The organism is Listeria goaensis (assembly GCF_900186125.1).
Lineage (GTDB): Bacteria > Bacillota > Bacilli > Lactobacillales > Listeriaceae > Listeria > Listeria goaensis.
In genome coordinates this window covers 33,279-59,907 of the sequence record NZ_FYBQ01000008.1, presented here as the reverse complement: position 1 = coordinate 59,907, position 26,629 = coordinate 33,279, and the positions used below count along the sequence as shown (strand labels likewise).

General features: G+C 39.1%; 21 protein-coding genes. 18 read left to right on the top strand and 3 right to left on the bottom strand.

The genetic code is table 11. From position 1 onward, the window contains the following. The first annotated feature begins 91 nt into the window (after positions 1-91). The 11 genes from CFT42_RS10020 (at position 92) to CFT42_RS09965 (ending at position 11,552) form a co-directional block, all read left to right on the top strand. Entirely contained in the window at positions 92-526 is a 435-nt protein-coding gene (locus tag CFT42_RS10020; RefSeq protein ID WP_088810437.1) for a GyrI-like domain-containing protein, read from the top strand. Positions 527-560: 34 nt separating this feature from the next. Next, entirely contained in the window at positions 561-1,499 is a 939-nt protein-coding gene (locus CFT42_RS10015) for a helix-turn-helix transcriptional regulator (protein ID WP_088816065.1), read from the top strand. Continuing rightward, positions 1,480-2,010 (top strand): ClbS/DfsB family four-helix bundle protein, encoded by a 531-nt coding sequence (locus tag CFT42_RS10010; protein ID WP_088816064.1) that lies wholly within the window; start codon positions 1,480-1,482, stop codon positions 2,008-2,010. The genes CFT42_RS10015 and CFT42_RS10010 overlap by 20 nt, the downstream gene beginning before the upstream one ends. A 265-nt stretch (positions 2,011-2,275) precedes the next feature. Next, complete coding sequence (yycF, locus tag CFT42_RS10000) at positions 2,276-2,989, top strand: response regulator YycF (RefSeq protein ID WP_088810433.1); 714 nt, start codon at positions 2,276-2,278, stop codon at positions 2,987-2,989. A gap of 277 nt (positions 2,990-3,266) precedes the next feature. Beyond that, positions 3,267-5,093 carry a cell wall metabolism sensor histidine kinase WalK gene (gene walK, locus CFT42_RS09995; RefSeq protein ID WP_088810432.1) on the top strand — a complete coding sequence of 609 codons (1,827 nt, stop codon included), beginning with the start codon at positions 3,267-3,269 and terminating at the stop codon, positions 5,091-5,093. Next, a complete protein-coding gene (locus CFT42_RS09990; RefSeq protein WP_088810431.1) occupies positions 5,090-6,400 on the top strand; it encodes a YycH family regulatory protein in 1,311 nt (436 codons plus the stop codon). The genes walK and CFT42_RS09990 overlap by 4 nt, the downstream gene beginning before the upstream one ends. Before the next feature lie 2 nt (positions 6,401-6,402). Then, entirely contained in the window at positions 6,403-7,263 is an 861-nt protein-coding gene (locus CFT42_RS09985; RefSeq protein WP_088816063.1) for a two-component system regulatory protein YycI, read from the top strand. 96 nt (positions 7,264-7,359) lie between these two features. Continuing rightward, entirely contained in the window at positions 7,360-8,190 is an 831-nt protein-coding gene (locus CFT42_RS09980) for an MBL fold metallo-hydrolase (RefSeq protein WP_088816062.1), read from the top strand. A gap of 135 nt (positions 8,191-8,325) precedes the next feature. Then, the gene (locus CFT42_RS09975; RefSeq protein ID WP_179946584.1) at positions 8,326-9,819 is read left to right on the top strand and encodes a S1C family serine protease; all 1,494 of its coding nucleotides are present in this window, start codon (positions 8,326-8,328) and stop codon (positions 9,817-9,819) included. Positions 9,820-10,437: 618 nt separating this feature from the next. Beyond that, a complete protein-coding gene (gene rlmH, locus CFT42_RS09970) occupies positions 10,438-10,917 on the top strand; it encodes a 23S rRNA (pseudouridine(1915)-N(3))-methyltransferase RlmH (RefSeq protein ID WP_088810427.1) in 480 nt (159 codons plus the stop codon). 11 nt (positions 10,918-10,928) lie between these two features. Further along, the gene (locus CFT42_RS09965; RefSeq protein WP_159458164.1) at positions 10,929-11,552 is read left to right on the top strand and encodes a hypothetical protein; all 624 of its coding nucleotides are present in this window, start codon (positions 10,929-10,931) and stop codon (positions 11,550-11,552) included. A 35-nt stretch (positions 11,553-11,587) separates the two neighbouring features. Here the strand turns inward: CFT42_RS09965 and CFT42_RS09960 are convergent, their stop codons facing one another. From CFT42_RS09960 to CFT42_RS09950, 3 genes are read right to left on the bottom strand one after another with little or no spacing between them, the layout of a single operon-like run. After that, complete coding sequence (locus CFT42_RS09960) at positions 11,588-13,111, bottom strand: glycine betaine uptake BCCT transporter (protein WP_088810425.1); 1,524 nt, start codon at positions 13,109-13,111, stop codon at positions 11,588-11,590. A gap of 57 nt (positions 13,112-13,168) precedes the next feature. Then, the gene (locus tag CFT42_RS09955) at positions 13,169-14,110 is read right to left on the bottom strand and encodes a WYL domain-containing protein (protein WP_088816059.1); all 942 of its coding nucleotides are present in this window, start codon (positions 14,108-14,110) and stop codon (positions 13,169-13,171) included. Position 14,111: 1 nt separating this feature from the next. Next, positions 14,112-15,320: a WYL domain-containing protein gene (locus CFT42_RS09950; RefSeq protein WP_088816058.1), complete on the bottom strand. Its 1,209-nt coding sequence runs from the start codon at positions 15,318-15,320 to the stop codon at positions 14,112-14,114. A gap of 111 nt (positions 15,321-15,431) precedes the next feature. Between CFT42_RS09950 and CFT42_RS09945 the strand changes: the two genes are divergently transcribed. From CFT42_RS09945 to CFT42_RS09915, 7 genes are all read left to right on the top strand, one after another. Then, a complete protein-coding gene (locus CFT42_RS09945) occupies positions 15,432-16,643 on the top strand; it encodes an RtcB family protein (RefSeq protein ID WP_088816057.1) in 1,212 nt (403 codons plus the stop codon). A 145-nt stretch (positions 16,644-16,788) separates the two neighbouring features. Continuing rightward, positions 16,789-18,837: a TerD family protein gene (locus CFT42_RS09940; RefSeq protein ID WP_088816056.1), complete on the top strand. Its 2,049-nt coding sequence runs from the start codon at positions 16,789-16,791 to the stop codon at positions 18,835-18,837. 66 nt (positions 18,838-18,903) lie between these two features. Next, a complete protein-coding gene (locus CFT42_RS09935) occupies positions 18,904-20,184 on the top strand; it encodes a methyltransferase domain-containing protein (protein WP_088810420.1) in 1,281 nt (426 codons plus the stop codon). After that, positions 20,185-22,731, top strand: a complete 2,547-nt coding sequence (locus CFT42_RS09930; protein ID WP_088816055.1) for a metallophosphoesterase — start codon at positions 20,185-20,187, stop codon at positions 22,729-22,731. A gap of 167 nt (positions 22,732-22,898) precedes the next feature. Then, positions 22,899-23,285 carry a (deoxy)nucleoside triphosphate pyrophosphohydrolase gene (locus CFT42_RS09925; RefSeq protein ID WP_088810418.1) on the top strand — a complete coding sequence of 129 codons (387 nt, stop codon included), beginning with the start codon at positions 22,899-22,901 and terminating at the stop codon, positions 23,283-23,285. Positions 23,286-23,309: 24 nt separating this feature from the next. Then, entirely contained in the window at positions 23,310-26,150 is a 2,841-nt protein-coding gene (locus tag CFT42_RS09920; protein ID WP_088816054.1) for a DEAD/DEAH box helicase, read from the top strand. A gap of 23 nt (positions 26,151-26,173) precedes the next feature. Beyond that, on the top strand, positions 26,174-26,629 hold the full coding sequence (locus CFT42_RS09915) for a GNAT family N-acetyltransferase (protein WP_088810416.1): 456 nt from the start codon (positions 26,174-26,176) through the stop codon (positions 26,627-26,629).

Here is a 26,629-nt window from a genome sequence, read left to right as displayed (position 1 = left end):
AGACTTTGTCGTCTGCAAACTTTTTTTATTACCCTGACAAACTGTTGTCAGAGCCCGGTGCTATACTGGAGCTGAAAGGGAGGTAATAAAAATGAATTATCAAGTTAGCCATTTTGAAGAAATAAAAGTGACTGGAGAACACGTGCACATTAGTAATGATGACCCGAATATGAGTGAGAAATTTACGGAACTTTGGCAAGGGTTTTATCAAAATCATGCTACAATGGATATGGAAACAAAAGTATACGGTGTGTATTTTAATTTTGAAGGTGATTATGAAAAACCGACTTCCTTATCGTATGACGTGCTGGCAGGTGTAGCTACGGCAGACGGGGAGGTCACAATTCAAAATGGAAAATATGCCCGCTTTACAGTGGTTGGAAATCCAATGACGGCGCCAGCAGCACTTTGGCAGGAAATTTGGCAGACGCAATTGGAGCGCACTTGCGTGACGGATTTTGAATTATATTATCCCAATCCAGATATTGAAAAAACGCGGATTGAAATTTATATTGGAATAAAATAAACACGCTATTTTAAACGAGAGGGGAAAGCCGTTCATGCGTTTTAGTCGAATGTTAGCCATTGTGTTGCTGTTAGTCAGCAAACGGAAAGTGACAGTTCAAACTTTGGCCGATTTTTTTGAAGTATCAGAACGAACCATTTATCGCGATTTGGAAGCACTAGATTATGCTGGTATACCGATAATTTCGACACCGGGGTTTAATGGTGGGATTAGCATTATGGAGAACTACTATTTGGATAAACAATTGTTTTCCTCGCTCGATTTTAAATACATGCTGCTTTCGCTTTATCGGTTGAATATTGAAAATGACCCAAATAAAACGGCAATTATTGAAAAGCTACAATTGCTGTTCGATGCCGAAGAATTACAACAAATTGAACAGCATGCACATCAAGTTGTGGTGGATTTTTCGTCTTGGCAAGGCACCAAAACGGATGACGCGAAATTTATGCGCATCCAAGAAGCTATAAAAAGCAATCACCAACTAATGTTCACATACACCAAATTAGATGGGCATAAGAAGCAACGCATGATTGAATCCTATCAATTGCTTTTCAAAAGTGGCCGCTGGTATTTAAGTGGTACAGAAGAAGGCGCTCCAAAATTGTTTTTGCTAGACCGAATCAAACACATCGAACTAGGTCAACCATTTAATCCTAATCTAGCGTATTATGAACGCGATTTCATTTGGCAAAAGCAGAATATGCTTGAATTTGTGTTGCGAATTGATCGCTCGATTTTTCATATTTTTGAAAGCTGGCATCAAGTGGAAATTATAGAAGAAGCGGAGCCATTTTTACGGCTGAAAATTATTGCCGAACATAATGCTTGGCTGGAAACATTTATTTTAGGCCTCGGCAGCGCCTGCATCGTGGAAAGCCCAGCTTCACTACGCGCCCTAGTAAGCGCGCAAATTTCGGACATGTATAAAAATTATAAAGGAGATGATAATAGTGGCGAGACCAACAACTAAAGCAGATCTTATACAAGCCTCAAACGAAAAGTATCAACAACTCATACATATGTTAGAGGAAATGCCAAATGAAGTGAAGTTAGCCGCGTTTCAGTTGGCCGACATAAATAAAAAAGAAGCACACTGGAATAGGGATAAAAATATCCGCGATGTCCTCATTCACTTGTATGAATGGCAAAAATTACTTTTAGATTGGGTAGAGGTCAATTTAAAGGGGGAGAAAAAGCAATTTTTGCTGGAAGGCTATAACTGGAAAACTTACGGCGCAATGAACATCGTTTTTTTGGAAAAGCATCAGCAAACAGCATACCCGGCAGCGCTACGCTTATTGCAGGAAAGTCATGGCCAAGTTATGCAACTTGTTGAGCAATTTTCTAACGATGATTTGTTTAAAAAAGGGGTTTTTACTTGGAGCGGTGGAAGCACGCTTGGCAGCTATTTCGTTTCGGCGACGTCAAGCCATTATGAGTGGGCACTTAAAAAAATAGCTTATTTCAAGAAGCGACTGTAAACGATATGTTTGCAGTTGTTTTTTTGTTACGGGAAAAATCTTCATATTTAAAATGGACTATGCTAGCTGTAATAATTCAGATAATTTTCGAACTGTGCTATAATAAAATTATGGTCTTCTATTTGTATAGAAGTGAACAAGCTAAAGACGCCGTCGGAAGCGTCCAGGGAGAAGGACTTCCGCACCACAGTCTTAATGATAAACAATTTTTAGGAGAATGCCGGCAGAACCGGAAAAATCCAATTATGGGAGGACTGTTTGAAAAATGGCAGAAAAGAAAATTTTAGTAGTAGATGACGAAAAACCAATTGCAGACATTGTTAAATTTAATTTAAATAAAGAAGGTTTCGATGTATATTGTGCCTATGACGGAGACGAAGCTATTGAGCTTGTTGAGGAAGTACAACCAGATTTAATTTTGCTCGACATCATGCTTCCGGGCCGCGATGGCATTGAAGTTTGTCGTGAAGTGCGCAAAAAATACGATATGCCCATCATCATGGTTACCGCAAAAGATTCCGAAATCGATAAAGTGCTCGGCCTCGAGCTAGGCGCCGACGACTACGTGACGAAACCGTTTAGTAATCGTGAACTTATCGCACGGGTTAAAGCGAATTTGCGCCGTCATAGCCAAATTAGCTCGCAATCCGCTGAAGAAGAAGAAAATAGCGAAATCGAAATTGGCTCCCTCGTCATTCATCCAGACGCATACGTGGCATCTAAACGCGGCGAAACCATCGAGTTAACGCACCGCGAATTTGAACTTCTTCACTATTTAGCGAAACATATGGGCCAAGTTATGACGCGCGAACATTTGCTTCAAACTGTTTGGGGCTATGATTATTTCGGCGATGTCCGTACAGTTGACGTAACCGTAAGACGTCTGCGTGAAAAAATCGAAGACAATCCAAGCCACCCAGCATGGCTCGTTACACGCCGCGGCGTGGGCTATTATTTGCGAAACCCAGAGCAGGAGTAGCAGCAGAGGCATTTTAAATAAATCTTGTAGGTATAGTGATGGCGCTATTTGAATGGCTACTGCAATATTTTACGGGATTTACAAACTTATAAAGAAATTGATATGGGAATCAAAATATAGATAATTGTACGAAGCACGTCATTTATTTTACTAATAAATGATGTGTTTTTTTGTAAGCGTGAATTATGGTATAATACAAGAATTAAGAAGAAACTAAATTGCGATTTGCCATAGATAGAAACATCAATTTAACCCTGAACAGGAGTAGACGTGTTTTATGCATAAAATGAAGTTTTTCCAGTCGGTGCAATTCCGGTTGGTGATGATTTACTTGTTGCTTATTTTAGTTGCTATGCAAGTCATTGGCGCTTATTTCGTGCGCGAACTAGAGGGGCAGCTTGAAAAGAACTTTCAAGATTCTATCAAAAATAGTATGACATTACTGGATTATAACGTGCGGGAGGAGATTTTAAAGAACGGCGATAATAGTGCGCAGATGCAGACGGATATTCGTGAACTTTTGGTCGATTATGCGCGCAACAATTCGAGTTTGCTCGAGGTGCGCATTGTTGATGAGCGTGGCAAAATTCTCGGGACGTCCAACATGGACAATCAGGGGATTGTAGGCCAAAAATCAACCACGCCTTTAGTCAAAAGAGCTCTGTCGCTTGGCACTTCAGAAGAAAAAATTTATATGGACGAGTCAAACGACAATAAACGTGTTTGGGTCACGGTTTCTCCAATCAAAAATAAAAATACGGTGATTGGGGCTATTTATCTTGTCGCGAATATTGAGTCCGTCTACTCGCAGGTGGACTCGATTACGAACATTTTTATTACCGGGACGCTGATTGCGATGGTCATAACGGCTGTTCTCGGGGTGCTCTTGTCGCGGACGATAACGAAGCCGATTATTGATATGAAACGACAAGCTTACGCTATGGCGAGAGGGAATTATACTCGGAAAGTAAAAGTATACGGACTTGATGAAATTGGTGAGCTTGCGCAAAGCTTTAACTCGCTGACAAAACGGGTTCAGGAAGCCCAAGCCATGACCGAAGGGGAAAGACGCAAATTGTCTTCCGTACTTTCGTATATGACAGACGGGGTTATCGCAACTGATCGCCGCGGCAAAGTCATTTTAATTAACTCACCAGCGGAAAAAATGCTTCGCGTTGCCCATGAAACCGCAAATGGACAGCCACTTACAGAAGTCCTCGGCATTCAAGATGAGTATGCTTTTGAAGATTTGATGGATATGACCGAGCCGCTTACGATGGACCGTAGTACAGCAGAACGCTATGTTCTCCGCGCCAATTTATCAGTCATTCAACGTGAAACAGGGTTTGTAAATGGTGTGATTGCGGTTTTACATGACATTACAGATCAAGAGAAAGTTGACCAAGAACGTCGCGACTTCGTATCAAACGTGTCACACGAACTTCGCACGCCTTTAACCAGTATGCATAGTTATCTCGAAGCACTTAGTGACGGGGCGTGGGAGGATAAGGAGGTCGCGCCGCATTTCCTTGAAGTGACGCAAAATGAAACAGAGCGAATGATTCGCCTTGTCAATGACCTTTTGAAATTATCGCGTATGGACGGCGGCAGAGAACATCTGGATAAAAGTTTTGTGAATTTTACGGACTTCTTTAATCATATTATCGATCGTTTTGAAATGATGAAAAAAGAATCGATTAAATTTAAACGCTATATTCCGCGCGTGCCGGTTATCATTGAAATTGATGAAGATAAAGTGATGCAAGTGCTGGACAATATTATTTCCAATGCGAATAAATATTCACCGGACGGCGGTCAAATCTCCTTTTTCTTGAAAAAAATGGACGATAAAATCGAAGTAAGTATTAGCGATGAGGGACTTGGAATTCCGGAAGCTGATTTAGACAAAGTGTTTGATAGGTTCTTCCGGGTGGATAAAGCGAGATCGAGAGAAATGGGAGGAACAGGGCTAGGACTGGCTATTGCGCGCGAAGTAATTGAGGCGCATGGTGGTCGTATTTGGGCTGAAAGTAATAAGCGCAAAGGTACGACAGTCAAGTTCACCTTGCCATATAGCGATTTGCCGGAGGATGATTGGGAATGAAGACAAATGCATATTTAAGAGGCGCTATCCTCACCGTACTCGTTATTTTTAGTATCGTGCTCAGCTATTTTATTTGGAAAGGCCAGCCAGATTACGAAACGATTGATGTGAAAGAAGTGGAAAAAACAACAATTGATAAGCAGAAAACCGCTGCCCAAGTTTTTAAACCGATGATGATTCAAGTCAATAAAAACGATACACATTTTCAAACGAACAATGGCACTTATGTGAACGAGCTAGCCGCAGATGGGCGCAACTTTAGTTTTTCAGAAGTCGTTCTTTCGGGGAAAAAACGGAGTGAGGAGTACGACCGTATTATTCACCAAAACGGAGCGATTGAGCTTATTTACCCAAATAACATCCCATTTTCGATTTTTGCGCAAGTCTTCCAAGTTGAAGGTAAGAAGCTTGATAATGCTTCATTCAATCGGATTATTTTTGACACAAATAAAACGGACACCGGCTTATATACCGTTTATTTTACAAATGATTATGAAGATACGATTTACCAAAGTTCTCTTCAAGAAAAGGATATTGAGAGCGTTCGAAATATTGTTGAAGAAGCAAACAAGGAAGACGTATTTAATGAAGTCCCAGAAGTAAGACCGAGCAAGCATTCCATCTTCCTTTCAAACGAACGAATAAAAATGAGCAGTGAAAAATATATTATCGATTCAATGGATATCAATTTGTTTACGAAGGCGCTGTTCCAAGATGTTGGTTCTGTTAAAAATGAAGATAATTCTTATACAAATGGCTCAAGCAAAATCGTGCTGGATACAACGAATAAGGTGTTGGAATATATTAATCCAGCACAAGAAGTAACAACAAATACTGAAACAATTTCGAAACGAGATAGCCGCATTCAAGATAGTTTTAACTTTATTAATGAACATGCAGGCTGGACGGACAACTATTATTATACTGGCTACTATGCCCAGTCTGGAACGGTAAACTTCGGTTTATTCGTGAACAATTTGCAAGTTTTAAATTCAGCAGGTATGTCGCAAATTTATGTCACGGAAGGACAAGAGGCAGTATATAAATATAGCCGACCATTCTTTAAATTAGACTATCCAATTCCGCGCGAAAGCGAAGAAGTGACGCTACCATCTTCACTATCTGTCTACAAGAATTTGGAAAGCAATCCTAATATTGATATTCGCTCATTGCAAATGATTACACTCGGTTATGAAATGTCATGGGTAGAAGATAAAGGACTTAACCGAATTGTAGAACTAAGACCGACATGGATATTCAAATACAACGGGCAATGGTTCGTTTCTGATATGAAGGAGAGTGAGTAAAGTTGGATTGGAGAAAAACAGAAATTATTTTTATTATCGCCTTCCTATTACTCGATATTTTCCTTGTGGTGATGTTTTTAAATAAACAAGCAACCAATGATCCTGATAAACTTGGAAACGACACGCTTCAAGACCATTTAAAAACAGATAACATCAGCTATCCAAAACTGTCTTCAAAACCGGTTATGGGGGAAATTTTCACAGCTACCCAAGACGCGTTTTCTGCGAAGGACGTTGCGAGCTTAAAAGATCAAAATGTTTTTCTTGTGAATAATGCCAGTGAAATTTCGTCTACATTAAAAACACCGATTCCCGCTGACAAGGACAAAGAAACACCTGAACTTGCCAGTTTTGTCAAAGAAAAGGTGTACAAAGGTTCGTCCTATAAATTTTGGAAATATGATAAAGAGGAAAATAAGCTAATCTACAATCAAGTGATAAAAGGAGATATGGTCCTCTTTGATAGCGGCGGGCAAATTACTTTTAAATTGAATAATGCCGACGAGGCAGTATCATACACGCAAACGTATCTTGGAAAACAAGATGATTTGCAAGAAAAAACCAATTTAATGTCTTCGATGGATGCCTTAGAAGCGATTTATCAACATGGCGACTTAAAAACGGATAGCGACATTGTGAAAGCAACGTTTGGCTACTATACAACGGTACAATTATCGAGCGGCGATGTTTATTTCCCAGTCTGGTGTTTTGAGGTAAAACATAAAGGTACGACGACGTACTTTTTAATCAATGCCAAAGATGAACAAGTTATCAATTTAAATGAATCGCGCGCGCAAAACCCAGAAGAAACGTCCATGAGCGAATCAATCCAAATGTCACCAGAAACAATGATGGGCAACTAGGCATAAAACGAAAATCAATCCACATTCGGGTTGATTTTTGTTTTCTTTTGTAAAAAATAAGGTTAAAATAAGGATATGTCAGGGGGTACGAATGTAATGATGAAGAGTCAACTGTTAGCAGGAACTGGTGCGGCGCAATTAAAGTTTAGTATTCTCGCAAGTGGGAGTTCTGGCAATGCCACACTTATTGAAACAGACGACCAAAAAATATTAGTCGATTGTGGTTTAAGCGGTAAGAAAATGGAAGGTCTTTTTAAACAAATTGACCGGGATATTAGCGAAGTGGACGCAATTTTAATTACGCATGAGCACTCGGACCATATTAAAGGTTTAGGTGTTTTGGCGAGAAAATATAAACTCCCTATTTACGCAAATGAGAAAACTTGGCGTGCAATGGATAATATGATTGGCGAGGTAAGCTCGGATCAAAAATTTCAATTTGATATGGAAACTGTAAAAAGTTTTGGGCACTTGCAAGTAGAATCATTTGGAGTCTCGCATGATGCGGCTGAGCCCATGTTTTACATATTTCATAACGGGAATAAAAAGTTTGTTATGATTACGGACACGGGCTATGTGAGCGACCGAATGAAGGGGCACATCAAAAATGCTGATGCCTATTTATTTGAAAGTAATCATGATGTCGAAATGCTTCGTATGGGGCGTTATCCGTGGAATGTGAAGCGTCGAATTTTAGGCGATGAAGGGCACGTTTCGAACGAAGATGCAGGAATCGCGATGAGTGAAGTCATTGGCGATCAAACAAAGCGAATTTATCTTGGACATTTAAGCAAGGATAACAATATGAAAGATTTAGCTAGAATGAGTGTGGCACAAACGCTTGCAAGTGAAGGCATTGTGGTCGGAAATCAGATAGAATTATTTGACACAGATCCAGAAATTCCGACGAGCATTTTCGCATTGTAAAGCTGAGAAGGGACGTAAAGCGAATGAGTACGTCTCTTTTTTCTTAAAAATTTAAAGTAATTTCATGAATTTTTCATAATTCTCTTGTAAGATAAGTCTATAGATGAATTTTTATGCGGAAAGGGATGGTTAATTTTGGAAAACGAGAAAAATGAGTTTGACAAAACAGTAAGCGATGATGCGAATCAATCGCCAGAAACAACAAAGGAACAAAAAACAGAAGAAACGTTACATAGTCCGCACAGACAAGAACCAGTTTCTGAGCCGATTTCGGAAGGTGTAACAGACGAAGGGCAAGTTTTCGCGGGGGCGACGCGTGAACAAGCCGAAGCAAGCATGACGAACGCTTTTTTTGAAGAAGCCTCCGATACTTCTGAAAAAAACAACACAGTTCCCCCAGTACCACCTGTTCCCCCAACACGTTCAAGTGGCGGTGACGGCGGTAGTGAGCCACCAAAGAAAAACGGTGGTAAGCACTTTTTAGGTTATTTCCTAACAGGCCTAATTGGCGTTCTAGTAGGCGGTCTGATTATCTTTTTCGCCGTTAGCGGCTTAGGTGATTCCTCAAACGATTCGTCATCTGGATCAAGTTCAAACACGGGAAAAGTAGAAAAAGTTTCGTATGAAAATACAACCAACATTACAAAAGCAGTCGAGAAAGTACAAGACGCTGTTGTAAGTGTTTTAAACTATCAAGCAACAAGTTCACTTGACGGTTCCACAACTTCTGAGGAGGAAGCCTCTTCTGGCTCAGGCGTTGTTTACAAAAAATCAAACGGCAAAGCATATGTCGTGACGAATAATCACGTAGTCGAAGGCGCCAATAAACTTGAAGTGACTTTCTCTAGTGGGAAAAAATCATCCGCCAAGTTAATCGGAACTGACGAATGGAACGACCTTGCAGTACTAGAAATCAGCGATGAAAATGTGAGCACCATAGCTGAATTCGGCAATTCAGATTCCCTTAAAGTCGGAGAAACTGCCATCGCAATTGGTAGCCCACTAGGTACTGAATTCTCCGGTTCCGTTACAGAAGGGATTATTTCCGGCTTAAATCGCGCTGTTCCAGTGGATACAAATGGTGATGGTCAAGAAGACTGGGAAGCAGAAGTTATTCAAACTGATGCAGCTATCAACCCAGGTAACAGTGGTGGAGCTTTAATTAACTTAGAAGGCCAAGTGATTGGTATTAATTCCATGAAGATTTCCACAGAAAATGTAGAGGGAATTGGATTTGCGATTCCGATTAACACAGTTGAACCTATTATCGAACAACTTGAAACAAAAGGTGAAGTAACTCGTCCTTCGCTAGGCGTAACACTCCGCGACGTGGATACAATTCCAGAACAGCAACAACAAAACATTCTGAAATTGCCTGAAGGTGTCGATTACGGCGCAATGGTTCAACAAGTCGTTAGCGGCTCTGCTGCGGATAAAGCTGGTTTGAAACAATACGATGTAATTGTAGAAATGAACGGTAAGAAAGTAACCAACTCAATGACGTTGCGTCAAATTCTTTACAGCAATGATGTTGAAATAGGTCAAAAGATGAACGTGAAGTATTACCGTGACGGTAAGAAAGAATCCACAAACGTTACGTTAGAATCAGCTACATCATCCAAACAATAAATATAAAATGCGACTCCTCGGAGTCGTATTTTTTTGTGGATAAGTTGTGGATTTCCAAAAGTCAAGCAATCAATATTTAGGAGAGAACATATTTTCTTGCACTAAATATAGAAGGGAGTTGTGGATATGTGGATAATTTTTGTGGATAACCTGTTAGTAAACCGTGAATAAGCTGTGGGAAATCGAAAATACTGACAATTTAAGTATAAAAAGTTGCTTTTCGAACAAAAAATTGAATCAAATTTCATTTTTGCCCAACTTTCATAGTAAGATATACCTTTTTGTGAAAAACAACTATAAAAACGCTCATTTATCCACAGTTTCATTTGCTAACAAATTCCAAATTGCTTCTGCCACAAGGTTTTTGCGAGTATTATGATCATGTGGATAACCTGTGGATAGTGAATTTCACTAAAAGTATATCTTGTAGGGAATGTTTGTTCTTATACAAAATATAGATGCGTCTGTGGATATGTGGATACTTTCTGTGGATAAAACTTGTGTATAAGTGCCATTTTCTTGTGGAAAAGAAATTTGTGTGCGAATTTAGGTCAAAAGCACGTATCAGTTAATTTTATGGTATGATAAACGGAGAAAATGCAATTTTGAGGTGGATACATGAAAATCCAAATTATTACAGTAGGAAAATTAAAAGAGAAGTATTTAGTGCAAGGCATTCAAGAATACTTAAAGCGTTTAGGTCCATATGCGAATGTAAGTGTTGTAGAAGTCCCAGATGAAAAGGCGCCAGAAATGTTAAGTGAAGCTGAAATGTTACAAGTAAAGGAAAAAGAAGCAGAACGAATTTTAACAAAAATTTCTGCGGATACATACGTTTTTGCGCTGGCAATTGCTGGCAAACAAAAATCGAGCGAGGATTTTGCTGACGGACTTCATCACCTCATGACATATGGGAAAAGTAAAATTGCGTTTATCATTGGCGGCTCACTTGGCTTAAGCGATAGTGTTTTAAAACGCGCCGATGAACAAATTTCGTTTGGCAAATTGACACTACCGCATCAACTCATGCGTCTAGTTTTAGTCGAGCAAATTTATCGTGCATTTAAAATTATGCGCGGGGAGCCGTACCATAAATAACAAATGAAGGAGTGCATCATGAAAAAATTAGCATCATGATTGTTGTTGGCGTGTTACTTATTGGCGGGGGTTTAGGCGTGCTGGCGTATTGGAATCTTTGGCCGTTTCAAGGTGATAAAATTGCGGGGGTGCCAAACGGAGCTTTAATCAAAAAAGATAAGGAATCGATTGATACGCTAGATCTTCTTTTGGCGGCTAGCGGAAAGGTTGCCTTTAATACGGAGGGCGAGCGGGTTCAAGTGTACCTCGATGTGTATGAAAAAGCGGAGCGCGTGAGCCATCAAAAAGTTGTAGAAATTGCGCGCGAAGAAAAAAGTCCGATAAACGGGGAACTTGTTTGGGGCGCAGTTGGTTTTGATGTGATGAAACCAGAAGAGCTTCGCGTTAAAATCCTCGCGAACGGGGCGGAATCACAAAAAAAAGTGCCGTTATCTGCAGAGTTGTTCTATAAATTTGAACACGCAGGAAGTGCTACAGAGCCTTTTGAGGGTGGAAAAATAGAGCCCGGCAAACGTTATGTTCTTCAGTACTGGGGTTTCTCAGAAAAAGGCCTACGAATTGTTGATGACTTATTTGCGGAAGAGGCGCTTAGCGAGATGGATCAGTCGATTATTTTGTATGTGATGTTCAAATAGCAAAAAAACAGGGCAATCGGCCCTGTTTTTTTGTGCTATAAATTATCTCGCTGTGATTTTTTCGGACGGATAAATAGACCGAGTCGCTCTTGTTCTTTTGAAAGGGAAATGTAGAGCGAGATCATCATGAGAATAATGATGACCGAAAACGGGAATGCGACAATAATTGCTGCGTTTTGTAAGCCTTGCAGTCCACCAGAGAATAAAAGCGTGCTTGCGATGCCGGCTTGTAAAATGCCCCATACTAATTTAATTTGGAAACTTGGATTTAGTGAGCCATTTGTCGTTTGAATCCCGAGTACAAACGTTGCTGAATCCGCCGAAGTCACAAAGAAAACAGCAATGAGGATAATCGCGATAATCGATAAAATGGAGCCTAGTGGCAGCTCATTTAATACGCCGAATAAAACTTGTTCCGTTGGTAATTTTTGCAAGCTTGGCACAACCGTGCGCTGAATGTTAATGGCTGTACCGCCAAATACCGCGAACCAGAGTGCGCTCACAATTGTTGGTAGCAAGATGACGCCCATTAGAAATTCGCGAATTGTGCGCCCTTTGGAAATACGGGCGATGAAAAAGCCGACAAATGGCGACCAGGACATCCACCACGCCCAGTAAAAAATCGTCCAACTGTTAATCCATTCGCGGCCAGCTGGATTGCCCGGCTCCGTTCGAAAACTCATCTGCACAAAATTTTGCAAATACTCTCCAAAACCATTCATAAATTCATTCAAAATCTTCACCGTTGGACCCAAAAAGAGCGTCAGCACAAGAAGCAGAGCCGCAATATAAAGATTGAGATTACTCAAAATCTGGATGCCTTTGTTTAAACCGCTAGCCGCGGAAATCATGAATAGGATTGTCACAATGATGATAATAATCATTTGAATGGTGAAATTGATCGGAATATCGAAAAGATACGCAAGTCCGCCATTAATTTGTTGGGCGCCGAGCCCTAAAGTTGTCGCCACACCAATGACTGTCGCGAAAACGGCGATGATGTCTACGATATGCCCAATCGTTCCTGACGACCGGTGACCTAGGATAGGGTAGAGGGTTGCGCTAATTAAACCCGGTGCTTTCTTCCTAAATTTAAAATAAGCAAGAGCTAGGGCTACGACCGCATAAATGGCCCATGCAGAAATCCCCCAGTGAAAGAAAGTATAGCGTAGCGATTCCTGTAGCGCGATTTGTGTTTCAGTTTCGCCGCTTGGTGAGCTGACCGCAAAATGAGAAAGCGGTTCTGCTGCACCCCAAAAAACGAGGCCAATCCCCATGCCTGCGCTAAAAAGCATGGCAAACCATGATGTATTGCTGTACTCTGGCTTTTCGCCTGGTTTCCCTAAACGTATGGCGCCAATGGGGCTTAAAATTAAGAAAATACAAAAAGCCACGATAATGGCGACAACAAGCAAATAATACCAGCCGAACGTACTTGTTAAAAATTGTTGAATGTTGGCTGTTGCTGTTTCAAAGCCTTGTGGGAAAAATACGCCGAGTAAAACGGCGAGAAGGATAAGTATAACGGAGCACCAAAAAACCATCCCAATTTTTTTCATAACATCCTCCTTTTCGTTCTACTTAGTATTCATTATACCTTTTTTGTGAATGAAAACCTAATCTCCTAAAGAAAGTTCAGTTTGTCTTTGCAATCTTTGTTTTAACAACCTAATGAACGTGCTTGGTGCAGTGACTCGGAGCATAGGACCGAAAGAAAGAATTTGAATAAGCAGTTCATTTTCAGTTGGCACAGGATAAGAAATCACTAGCTCATAAGTTTTGTCATCAATCCGTTTCGTTGTTTTTTGATAGCTTGCAAAGTGTAACATAGCGCGCTCTAGGGCATTTCGCCGATTATAAAGTGTGCAGTGAATCGTTTTAGTGACAGGCTTTGGAGTCGTTTGCTCACGCGCGTTTTCTGCCATTAAAGTGGCCGAATGAATTTGCTTCACATTTAAAATATAGGCTGTGCCATTTTGCACAGATTTAGCATGAAGACGAAAACGATCATTTTTTTGAGAAAACTCCAGAATTTGTGGGCTAAAAACCCCAGTTAGCTGATTTTTCCGAGCATTCTCATACTCCAAATAAACTTGCTTATTCGTTTGAATCGCCTCTAAGATGACCTTAAAACAGCGAATGTAGTTGGAATCTGTATACATATCGCCATCTGCGAATTGATCAAAATAAAAAATATCCTGGGAAGAAAATAATGGGGGCACGTCTTTTAAATGATTTTGCCATTCAAGTTGTTCTTCCGGTGTTAAAAATAGAGCCATGCGTGCATCTTCTAAAATGGTTTTCAAAAACCGTTTTTCAAGCTCACGATAAACAGGTGGAATTGCGGGCAATTTAGGCGTGAAAGTTTGCTCCTTTTTATGTAGCAAATCCCAATTTCCTTCCTGTAATAACTGCGGTTCGAGATGGAAAAGTGTTTCGTTGTAGCCTAAATCTTGAATAATCGCCCGAATTTCATCAGCAGAAAGTGGACGATTTTGCATCAATATTTGATTGACAATAAAATAATACGTGCCATAAATTTCGCTAAAAATGGGCATTTCACTCTTCCTCCTCATAAAAGGCGTTCATTTCGTCAATTTCTTTAAAGAATGCTTGCACGAAACCTCGTTTACTAGCTTCCATCTTAACAATTCGCCCGATAAAGGTTCGTAAAAATGGTTTGATACCCGTCAAATCAAACAGCTCAATCTCATATTCAAAAAGTTGCGGCCCAATTTTCGTGAGTTTTCCAGAACGTCCCTCACGTTTAATCCGTTCAATAAGGTATTCATCGCGTTTTTCATCGATTTGAAGCTGCATCGCCAATCTGTCTTTCTCACAATTCCCAGTCATATTGCTCCAAAAATACGGCTGACATGCATCAAATTCTGCTACGATATGATCGAAATCTTCCGAATGACCTAACAGCTTTACAGAAGCAAGATGTTCTAGGCGGAAAGTAGTGAAAAAACGACTTTGCTTCATTCGCCCAATGACGTAACACCGCCCAGTTTGCGAGCTGACTAGTAGTTTTATCGGTAAAAATGGTTTTGAAATGACATTTTCATGACCGAAACGGTGGATTTCAACGTACTTTTTCGACTGAATGGCCGCAAGTAAATCAAACTCAATTTGTTCATCTAAAGTATGAACAGGATAGAAATGTTTAAATTGAAACGGCGAAGCGGGGACAAATTGCTGCACGTTTAAAATATACGCGCCTAGCACCCCAATTGGCAGCACTTCCTTGAAAAATTGAATGGCCGTTAAAAATCCATTTGAAAGTTTTGGAAAATCAGCAAGCTTATAATAGTTCACTTTTTTTTGTTTGGTTTGCTCGAAAATTCCTAATTTGACATATTCCGATAGTTTTTTTCGAACAGTGCCCTCTTCGATTAGTTTTTCCGCGTCAAGGATGCCGAGTATTTCTTGCAAGTTTTTGGTGCCGAGTGTGAGTGCATCAATGAGCATGAAATGCAAGAAAATATCATTCTTCGTAAAGGATTTTGCTTTCCATACCGAGAAAAAAGGGTTTTCGCTTAAAGAATTGGTGTTAATTGCAAGGCGGACGACTTTTTTCGTGCCACTTACTTCCGTTTCAATGTAATTATGGAAGTAGCTTTCAATGCGTCGGCGCTCGGTATCGTAGCTGCGAATGCTTTTTTGCCCAAATTCTTCGCGTGTTTTAAAGCCGTAGATGTAGAAATCGCGGGCGTAAGTGCGCACCGTATTCATATTTTTGATTAGTTCTTGGAATTCTTTTGCCACAAAAATCTTCTCCTCTCTCTTTCAGATTAACATTGCGCACCTTTTTTTAAAAGATAAAATCATGACTTTTTTCTATACTAAAGATATCGATTAGTGAAGGAGTGCAAGAATATGTTTGTCAACTACGAAAAAAAAGCGAACAGAAAACCTATTAAAATATGGCTTGAAAGCGCGTCTGATATTGAGGCAGGCTGTTTAGAACAAGCGAAAGAAGTTGCTCGTTTGCCTTTCGTGTTCAAATGGCTTGCGCTTATGCCGGATACGCATTTTGGGAAAGGAATGCCGATTGGCGGGGTTTTGGCGACGAAAGATGTGATTGTGCCTTACGCGGTTGGAATGGATATTGGGTGCGGGATGTGTTTTATTGAAACGAATATTTTAGCACGCGATGTGCGCGAAATTATGCCGCAACTTGTTCAAACGACGCTTAAAAAAATTCCGGTTGGAAAAGGGAAGCACAGCGAGAAGCAAATTTCCGAGCAACTGGATGGAGCAGAAAAAATGACGTTTTATGAGGCGCTTCCAAATGTGCGCGAAACAATTGAATATGCGTACTATCAAATTGGAACGCTAGGCGGTGGGAATCATTTCATTGAATTCCAAGAAGATGAAAAAGGCTATTTATGTATTATGCTCCATTCTGGAAGCCGCCATCTTGGTGCCGCAATTTGTACGCATTTTGATAAAATTGCGCAAGAAGCGAACCAAAAATGGTACAGTAATTTGTCGGCAGAAAACGCGCTTTCCTTCTTACCAATTGATTCCGAAGAAGGGCGCGCCTATATTGAATGGATGAACTTCGCGCTTGATTACGCGTATTTAAACCGCGAAACAATGTTGAACCGAACGATGGAAATCACGCGTGAAATTGTGCAGCGAGAATTAAATCAAACGGTCGAATTTAAAGGGCGGATTAATTGCCACCACAACTATGCTTCGCTTGAAACGCATTACGACGAACAAGTGTATGTTCACCGAAAAGGCGCGACAAGTGCTAAAAACGGCGAACTAGGTATAATTCCAGGCGCAATGGGCTCAAAAAGCTACATTACAATGGGACTAGGGAGTAAAGAAAGCTTCCATTCGTCCTCACACGGCGCCGGCAGAAATTACTCCAGAACACGAGCAAAAGCGAATTTCCCAGCTAAAGAAGTGTTGGCAGATTTAGAAAACCAACAAGTGACACTTGGGAAAACCAATTTAAAAGATGTAGCTGAAGAAAGCCGCTACGCGTATAAAGACATTGACCAAGTGATGCAAAACCAAAAAGACCTCGTCACAATCGTGAAAACATTACACACACTAGGGGTCATAAAAGGGTAAAAACAAGCTGGCTCCAGATAGACTTCCTTCTTAACCTCAATTAGTCTATTGCATTTCCAGCTACCGAAATTTGGAGGCTCTTGGCGGACTTCCTTCTATGGGAACTAGTTCGCCTCTTTTCCTCCGTATAAAAAGGAGAAACAACATGTATGAATTAACAATTCGACGTCAAAACGGAATTTATTTACCTCAAATAAAAAATAGTGAGGTCACTACAAAAAAATTAGAACAGTTTCTAACAAAAGCTGCGCAATTAGGCTATTCTGTTTCAATCGAGCTAATAGAAGGCCTTTCTAATGAACATTTAGAAGGGATCTTGGCAGCGATGTATGAAATAAAAGGCGTGAAAAATCATAAAGCATTCCATAAAAATTTCCCAAAACAAGTGGCGGAAATGGACGATTTGGAACTTTACGGGAAAGCCGTTTTGCATTATGCGACGTTCGGTTCCTATTTGCCAAATGATAAAGAAGAAACGCGTGCAGCACTAAACGGGGTCTACAAGTTGCAAGAAATCAAATGTGTCAGTGAAGCGGACATGATAAAGCTCACCAACCAACTGATTCATAGTAAGGAAGCGTTCAGTGGGCATGATAAAGCCGATTTGAAAATTTTACTTAGAAATTTTGGTGGGAAAGCTCAATTTGAAAATGTGACACAAAAAGAAAATTTGGCTTTTCTAATTAAAATGTGTCTTAAATACCAGTTGGACACGGCAGCTTTGATGGCGGAAATGAAAACGGCAACGGATGTACTTCGCTTTGCGGTTAGCTTGTCAGACGGCGATACATCGCTTGCTGAACCCACTCGCTTTATTACCTTCAAAAGACCAATGCGCCGTTTAATGCTGGAAAATCTTAATGAAACAGCCAATTTAACGGAGGATATGCGCCGACACAAACGGGCGTTCATTCGCCTTGGTGAGAAATTGCACCCTTCTGAATATCGGAACGTATATCCGCACGCAGCGGCGGGATTTGATGTGATACGAAATAATGAAAAAGTCATTACGTTTAATCGGAAAGTAGAGTGTGCCCTTGCTGAATCTAATTTGGCGGAAGCAATCTCGCTTTTAAAATCCCGCCCAGGCGAATTTGCGCGCCGTTTCGATTATCTGCTTAGAATTTTTTTCGATGAAGCGGAACAAAACCAGCTGTTTCACGCATTTAAGCAAGTGGCAACTCGCACGTCGGTGCCGATTTTGCTTAACATGCGCAGCCATTTTGAAAGCCGTACGAAAAATCAGGCGGCGCGTATTTTTTTCCCAAAAGGTCAAAAAGCAAAAGTTTTTGTGACGGAAGAAACACGTGTCAAAATCGCCATGCAGACGGCTTTGCGTGTCATTCAAATTTGCGACGATGCGTTAGTTTCGCAGTTTGCGCAAAAAGATTATTTGGGAAAAGTCTTTGTTGATGAGGAGTTGAAAAACTACACGGTTCCGTTTGCGAATCGTTCCACGAATAAAAGTTTGAAGCAATTTGCCCGTGGTTCAAGAATCAAACTGAATTTTGAGGAGCATCCGATTTTGCGTTTGTTTATTTACTGGAAAGGTGGCATGGTGGATATTGATTCGTCGGTAATGCTTTTTGATGAAAATTATAGTCAAGTGTCTTACTGTTCGTATTATGAATTGCGAGATGCGGCGCATACAATGACGCATAGTGGTGATATTACGTCTGCGCCAGATGGGGCTTCCGAATTTATTGATATAAAACTGAAAAGAGCTCAGGAAATTGGCGCGAAATATGCAGCGATATCTATCAATAGTTTTTCAAGAATCCCGTATTCGGAATTAGAGGAATGCTTTGTCGGATTGATGAACCGAACGGATAGCGAGTCAGGTGAGATTTTCGAACCGAAAACGGTGTCGCAAAAATTTGACTTAACATCTATACAGATGGCGGTCATGCCATTTATTGTTGACTTGGAAGCACAAGAGCTCGTTTGGTGTGATTTAGGTTTGGGGCATGAGGAGGGAGCGCCAAACAATATCCATACGCATTTAACGGGGATTGAGGCAATCACTTATGCTATGACGACACTTAAAAAGCCAACGCTCTATGATTTGTTTTGCTTGCACGGGAAGGCTCGCGGCGAACTCGTTTTAAACCGAGAAGAAGCTGATGTTATTTTTGGAGCGGGCGGCAATGTGGAAGCGAGCGATTTCGAAAAAATTATGGGTGAATTTATCTAGCGGCATCGAAAAATATGGGTGCTGCTAGTCTTATTTTGTTATACTAAAAAGAAAAAGGAGAACATCATGGCAATTATTCAATTGAAAAGCACAAATCCGGCATTTTCATTTCTGATTAAGAAAAATCCAGCTTCTGGTATGGTTTTTCGGGGCATTCGAAAAGGCATTGCGACAGGCTGGTTTAGCGCTGAAGGGACATACCACGTCTTTTTTCAAGATGCGCAAAACACAATTTCTTTTAAGGGGAAAAATGAACCGGATTTTGATTACTTAAACCTATCGAAATATACGAGCCCATTTGCTTATTTGCAGATGACAAATGACTTTTTTAGGAGTGTTTATACGAAAGAAAACGATCAAGATACACGAGGTTTTAAAAATCGTCTTGTTTTTTCAATGATTTATGCGCGAAAAGAACATTATTTGCGATTTTTTAAACAACATTTTGAGAACTATGATTTTACGGTTGTGAAGAAGACAGAGAATTATTATGAAGTGGCAATTGAAACCGAGGAAACACTAGGCGACTTATTAAAGTTAGCTAATGTATTTTGCTTGTTCCTAGCGATGAATAGTAAAGAGTCCATCCAAGTGGAGGATAGTTTAATTCAAAAATACATTCAGTTCCTCATCGATTTAGATGTGCCTTATTTTATTCGTTATTTATTCGCGCAAAACTTCCTTTTTCGTCCGAAAACGTTTCAAAAATTTAAAAAACAATTGGAAGCGACTGAAAAATACGATATCGAGTTGCAATTTGGTGGCACACACTTGCAGCGTCGTAACGCCATTTTAGCGCGGCTTGATTTTTCCAATTCCATTGTGGATATTGGTTGTGGGGAAGGCTTTTATGCGATTCCATTTGCGAAAAAGCTAGCCGACACGGATTTTTATTACGCGATTGATATTGATACCGAATTGCTAAGGCACGTTGAAAAGCGGGCGAGCCGCGAGGAAATTGAAAATATCGGTACGTACGAATCATTCGAACATTTTTTAGAAAATGCGCCGACTGAAAAAGTGGATGTTCTGCTTACGGAAGTGATTGAGCATATGCCGATAAAGCAGGCTGACAAATTGGTGACGCAAGTTTTAAATAGTACAGATTTCGAACATTTTATTGTGACGACGCCTAATCGGGATTTCAATGCGTTTTATGAACTGGAAGATGCGTTCCGCCATACGGACCATAAATTCGAAAGTTCTGCTGAAGAATTTCAAGATTGGCTTCGCGAAATTGTCGGGCGGTCTAACCGTTTTGAAGTGGATTTTTTTCAAATAGGGGATAAAGTGAACGGTATTAGTACGTCGAGCGGTGCAATTATTTATAGAAAAGAGGTGGAATAGATGGAGCTTAGGACGAGTTTACATACGATTTTTTTGATGATTGGACCGAGTGAGTGTGGGAAAACGACATTTGCGAAGGAATTTTTGATGCCGGCACTCCGTAAAGATGTACCGGAGAAGAACTATTTTATGAACATCAGCTATCTTTCTTCAGATGAAATTCGCCAAGATTTACTGGGGCATGCGCATGACAAATATGCGAGAGTCATGCTCGAGAGCAGTGAGCAAGCTTTTTCTCTTTTGTATGAAAAGCTGAGACTTGCGACATCGTTTCCGATTCAATCCGATTTCGTCGTTATTGATTCAACGGGACTTTCCGATAAATTTCGCGAGCAAATAAGAAAAATTGCCGTAGAAAATCATTACAATGTGGAAGTAGTGCTGTTTGATTATAAAAATCGCGCTGATTATTTTCGAACGGAACGAAGTAAAACTATTATTTCGAACCATATTACACGTTTGCGGCGTGAGGTATTACCCGTTTTACGACGCGAAAATTATCAGGCTGTTCACCGGGTAAGATTTCCGGTGCAGAAACTAGATGTGGCGATTTCAAATTATGAGGAAATGCTTGGTACGCTTCTTCCGCCAGACGAAACCTACACGTTTATCGGGGATGTTCATGAGTGTAAAACGAGCCTTATCTCGCTTTTGAAAAAATATAATTTCGTTTTTGATGCGGATGAAATGATTGTCGAAAAACCAAGTCACGAATTTATTTTGCTTGGCGACTTTATCGACAAGGGGAAAAATACGCGCGCGATGGTCGAGTTTCTTTATAAAAATAAAACGCATTTTCGCATTGTTTTAGGTAATCATGAAAATTTTGTGCATAAATATATTGAAAAGAAAATTCAAGGTGCGGACGAAACACTCGTAAGAGACTATTTTGATTCAATTCCTGTACTCTCTTCAGATGCAGAACTTTATGCGAAATTTGTTGAACTTGTTTTACAGGCGCAGCCGTTTTATCGTGTCATTGGAGAAAGACAACCAAGCTTTTACGCAACTCATGCGCCGTGTAAAACGAAATTCCTAGGCAAGCTCGACGATGAATCAAAACGGCAGATGCGCAACTTCCGTTTATTCCGAGATGAAAATATTGAAGAGCAGTTGTCGTTTTTGAGAGATGAGGCGAAATCGATTCACCCGTACCACTTTTTCGGTCACATCGCTTCAAATCAGGCTTTTCGCATAAAAAATAATATTCATGTTGATACGGGATGTGTGCAGGGTGGCTCGCTGACGGGTGTGACGCTGAACTATCGTTTGTCGTATCAGTCCGTACAAAGCGACAACGCAGAAACCGAGCAACTGCCTACTTTGTTTAAACGCCAAAAACAAGTGTCGGAAGCTGAACTAACAACGGCAGATGCGAAGCGTTTAGCGTACGTGGCAGAGGAAAAAATTAATTTCATTTCAGGAACAATTGCGCCCGCTGAAAGTGATGCAGAGAAAAATGAACTTGAGTCGTTAGACAAAGCGCTTGATTATTTCCGCTCTAAAGACTGCTGCGAAATTACGTTACAGCCTAAATACATGGGCTCCCGTTGCAATATTTATTTGCACAAAAACAGTAAAAAAAGCTACGCGGTTAGCCGTAACGGCTTTAAAATCCGCGACGAACGTCTAAATGATTTATTCGCTACGCTAAAAACGCGGTTTAATGATATTTTTGAAAAAAACGATTTATCATGGCTCATTTTGGACGGCGAACTCATGCCATGGCACATTCTCGGACAAGGTTTAATTGATGAGAAATACACACCAATTAGTGTCGCGCAACATACCGAATTGGATATTTTGGCTGAAGCAGGATATGATGTAGCCTTTCAGGCGGTGATTCAGAAAATGGAAGCAACCGATTTTGAATACGACCAAGTGAAAATGAGTAAAAAAAATCTCATTGAAAAATATGGAAGTGGTGACTATCAAACGTTTAAAAATGCCCTAGTTTTAAAAAATAATTATGTTGCGACGGAAAGTCTGAAAAAAGCCGCAGAAAAATTTGATGAACAATTAAAATTATACGGCTCACCTGAAGAAATGACATTCAAACCATTTTCTATTTTAAAGATGGTTCAAAATGATGGTACCGAAAAACGTTGGGCAGGAACAACTTCAGAAATGTATGCTGTGCTATCAGACGACTCTTTTGTCACGATTAATCTCCAAAATGAGGATGCCTCACAAATTGCGGCAGACTACTTTAAAACCATTACTTTCGACCAAAAAATGGAAGGTATTGTAATAAAGCCAGAAAAGCAAGTGGAAAATGTAGCTCCCGCAATGAAAGTGCGCAATGAGGACTATTTACACTTAATTTACGGCTACGACTATCATTTTGAAGGAAAATATGCCAAATTAATACGCAACAAAAAAGTTAAACAAAAGCTTCGAACATCGATTTCGGAATATAAGTACGGTGAAGAAATGCTCGATGTGCCGCTAGCAGAAATTTCGGAGCACAATGACGTTTATAAAGCGGCCGCTATTAATATGTTGTTTGAAACGATGAAGGAAGCGGAGATTGATCCGCGGTTGTAGTTTATGAAGCGTAACGAGAAGTTACGCTTTTTTGCTTTTAATTAAGCAATTAAAAGCAAAAGGATTTTGTGTGATTCAAAAATTAATAAAAAATTTGATTTGACCTGCAAAATGGAAGTTTTTTGTTATAATAAATATAAAATGAAAATGTGAGGGCTTAAAAAAATATGAAAAAAAAAATCAATGTTGTTGGGGCAGCAATTATAAAAGAAAATAAAGTATTGTGTGCGAGAAGAAAGAAAGATAAATCTTTAGGCGGTTTGTGGGAATTCCCAGGTGGAAAGATAGAGGAAAATGAATTGCCTAGAGATGCGTTAAAGAGAGAGATAATGGAAGAAATGAATGTAGATTTAGAGATAGGTGAAGAAATTTGTTCGAGTACTTATTCATATGACTTTGGTGATGTTAATTTAACAGTATTTTATTCAAAAATAATTAGTGGAGAAATGAAATTAAATGACCATGACAAAATTGTATGGTTAGATAGAGATGAACTGAATTTAATTGATTGGGCACCAGCAGATTTGGAAGCAGTGGCTAGAATTAAAGGATAACATCTATTTGAAGGAGATTCCTAAATGAATATAAATGAAGCTTTAAAAGAATCGATTCAATCCAGCCTAATTGATGGCCAAGATTACATACAAAATAGACTATCGCCTAGATTGGTGATAAATAATCAAAAAGCTGATGAAACAGTTCTAGAAGTTCTTCAGTCTGAATTAAAAGTGTGTAAAAATTTTTCATTTACAATTGCTTTCATTTCTTATGCAGGGTTAGCGGCACTAAAAACAGTACTATATGACTTAGCAATTAAGGGTGTAAAAGGCAGAATCATTACTTCAAATTATCTTGCATTTAATAGTCCAAAGATGTATAGAGAACTTTTGAAAATTAAGAATTTAGAAGTGAGAATTTCTGATTCGGAAGGTTTCCATTCAAAGGGGTATATATTTGATCATGGGAATTACCAATCTATTATGATAGGCAGTTCAAATTTAACAAGGTCAGCATTAATGACAAATTATGAATGGAACTTTAAGATTAGTTCGAATGAAAACGGAAAAGTTGTTGAACAAATAAATGGACAATTTGAAGATGAATGGAAAAGCGCGGTTAATTTAACTCCTGACTTGATTAATCAATATGAGAAAAAGTTTTTAGAAATGAAAAAAATAGAGGCTGAGGTATTAGGTAAAATAAAAGTTGAAAAGTCAGAAGTGACTATTGCACCTAATAGTATGCAAAAAGTTGCACTTGTTGAGTTAGAGACTTTACGAAATCAGGGAGAAAAGAAAGCTTTAGTAATTTCTGCAACAGGAACAGGAAAAACGTATCTAGCTGCTTTTGACGTTCAAAATGTTAAGCCAAAGCGTTTTTTATTCATTGTCCATAGAGAGCAAATATTGTTAAAAGCTTTGGAATGTTTTAAGGATATTATTGGTGGAGATGAGAGAGATTACGGCATATTAACGGGTAATCAACGTGATTATACGGCTAAATATCTTTTTTCTACTGTGCAAACAATATCTAAGGAAGAAGTTAGAACCTACTACGGAAAAGAATACTTTGATTATATTATCATTGATGAGTCACATAGGGCTGCAGCAAACTCATATTTAGATATTGTAAACTATTTTAACCCTAAATTTCTTTTAGGAATGACGGCAACTCCCGAGCGTACTGATGAATTGAATATTTATGATTTATTTGATTTCAATGTAGCCTATGAAATCCGTTTACAAGAAGCATTGGAAGCTGATATGCTAGTTCCATTTTATTATTTTGGGGTAGTTGATTATGAAAAAGATGGTGTAGTAGTGGATGATAATACAAAGCTGAAAAATTTAATTGAATCAGAGAGAGTTGAGCATATAATTGAAAAGATTAATTATTATGGATTTGATGGGGATAAAGTACATGGTTTAATTTTCTGTAGTCTAAAAGAGGAAGCAAGGTCACTGGCAGAAGAATTAACGGCAAGAGGACTAAAGACTAAAGCTTTAACAGGTGAAGATAGCATTAAAACACGAGAAAAAGTAATTTGTGAGTTAGAAGAGGGACAAATAGATTATATTGTAACAGTTGATTTGTTTAGTGAGGGAATAGATATCCCTTGTATTAATCAGATAATAATGTTACGCCATACAAAATCTAGCATTGTTTTTATCCAACAACTTGGTAGAGGGTTAAGAAAGTATCCAGAGAAAGAATTTCTTACAGTAATAGATTTTATTGGAAATTACAAAAATAATTTCTTAATCCCAATAGCTTTGAATGGAGATAAGTCTCTAAATAAAGGAAATCTCAAAGATTATTTGAGCAAAACAGTACTCTCGGGAGTATCTGTTATCAATTTTGAGAGAATTGCAGAAGCTCGAGTTTATGAAGCTATAACGGTAGCAACATTAGATTCAATGAAAGAACTCAAAGAATTATTTTTAGATCTAAAATATAGGTTAAATCGAGTACCTCTACTCAAAGATTTTATTGAGAATGATTCTATAGACCCAATCATAATTGCGAGTAAGAAAAAGAATTATTATGCCTTTTTAAAAACTATGAAAGAGAATTTTTATGTTGAGAGTGAAGGTGAGGAAATCTTAAACTTCTTGACACAAGAGCTCTTAACAGGTAAAAGAACGCATGAATTAATAGTGCTAAAATACTTAATAGAATATAGCTTTATACCTAAGCAAGAAATTAGTTCATTATTGCAGAGTCGAGGGATTGCCTATGATGAGGCTGTTATCTCTAGTGTAATATCTGTGTTAACATTCGAGTTTTTCAAATCAGATAATAAAAATCCATATAGACATATTTCTTTGCTTAAAAATGATAGTGAGAAGTTAGAACTATCGGATACAATGGTAGCGCTAATGAAAGGTGATTCAAGTTTTCGCATTCTAGTAGATGATATTATTGAAACAGGACTTTGCAGAGGGCAACGATACAAAAATGGTGGCAGTTTCTCACTTTATGAACGCTATACAAGAAAAGATTTCTGTAGATTAATGAATTGGAGTAAAGATGAGTCATCAACTATTTACGGATATAGGATAAAGCATAATACCTGTCCAATCTTTGTGACGTATGAAAAAGATGCCATAGATTATAAATATAAAGATACATTAATTGCTCCTGATGTATTAAGTTGGTACTCTAAAACGCAACGAAACTTAAACTCCAAAGATATTATGCAGTTTAGAAATATTGAAAAAGAAAACCTTGAAATGCATTTGTTTATAAAAAAAGATGAATCTGATAAAAGTGAATTCTATTATTTAGGAAAATGTAGTCCAATTAAAGATAGTTTTAAGGAAGAAATTCATGATGATAAGCCCATCGTTAATATGTTGTTGAAATTGGAGAATGAGATAGAGCCGTCACTATATCATTCGTTAACAAGGAATTTATAATTAGAAGTCAGGAGGCTCTCCAAATGCAACTAAAATCCATTCGCACCCACCCCGAAATCCTCCGCCCAGCAATTGAGTATTTCCAATCAAAATGGGCCGATGAGGATACTAGCACGATTTATGAGGATTGTCTAACGCATGCGATGCAGACAGAAAGCCCGCTGCCGCAATGGTTCTTGCTCTATGATGGGGAGCAGATTATCGGCTGCGCCGGTCTTATCACGAATGACTTTATTAGCCGAATGGATTTGTACCCGTGGCTATGTGCACTGTATATCGAAGAAACTTATCGGGGTAGAAATTACGCCAAGCTTCTCATCGATCATACGAAAGAAGTGGCGAAACAATTAGGATTTCCTAAAATCTATCTTTGCACGAATTTAATTGGCTACTATGAAAAACAGCAGTTTCGCTATATTGGTGATGGTTATCATCCGTGGGGTGAAAAATCGCGAATTTATGAAAGCGAAAATTTATAA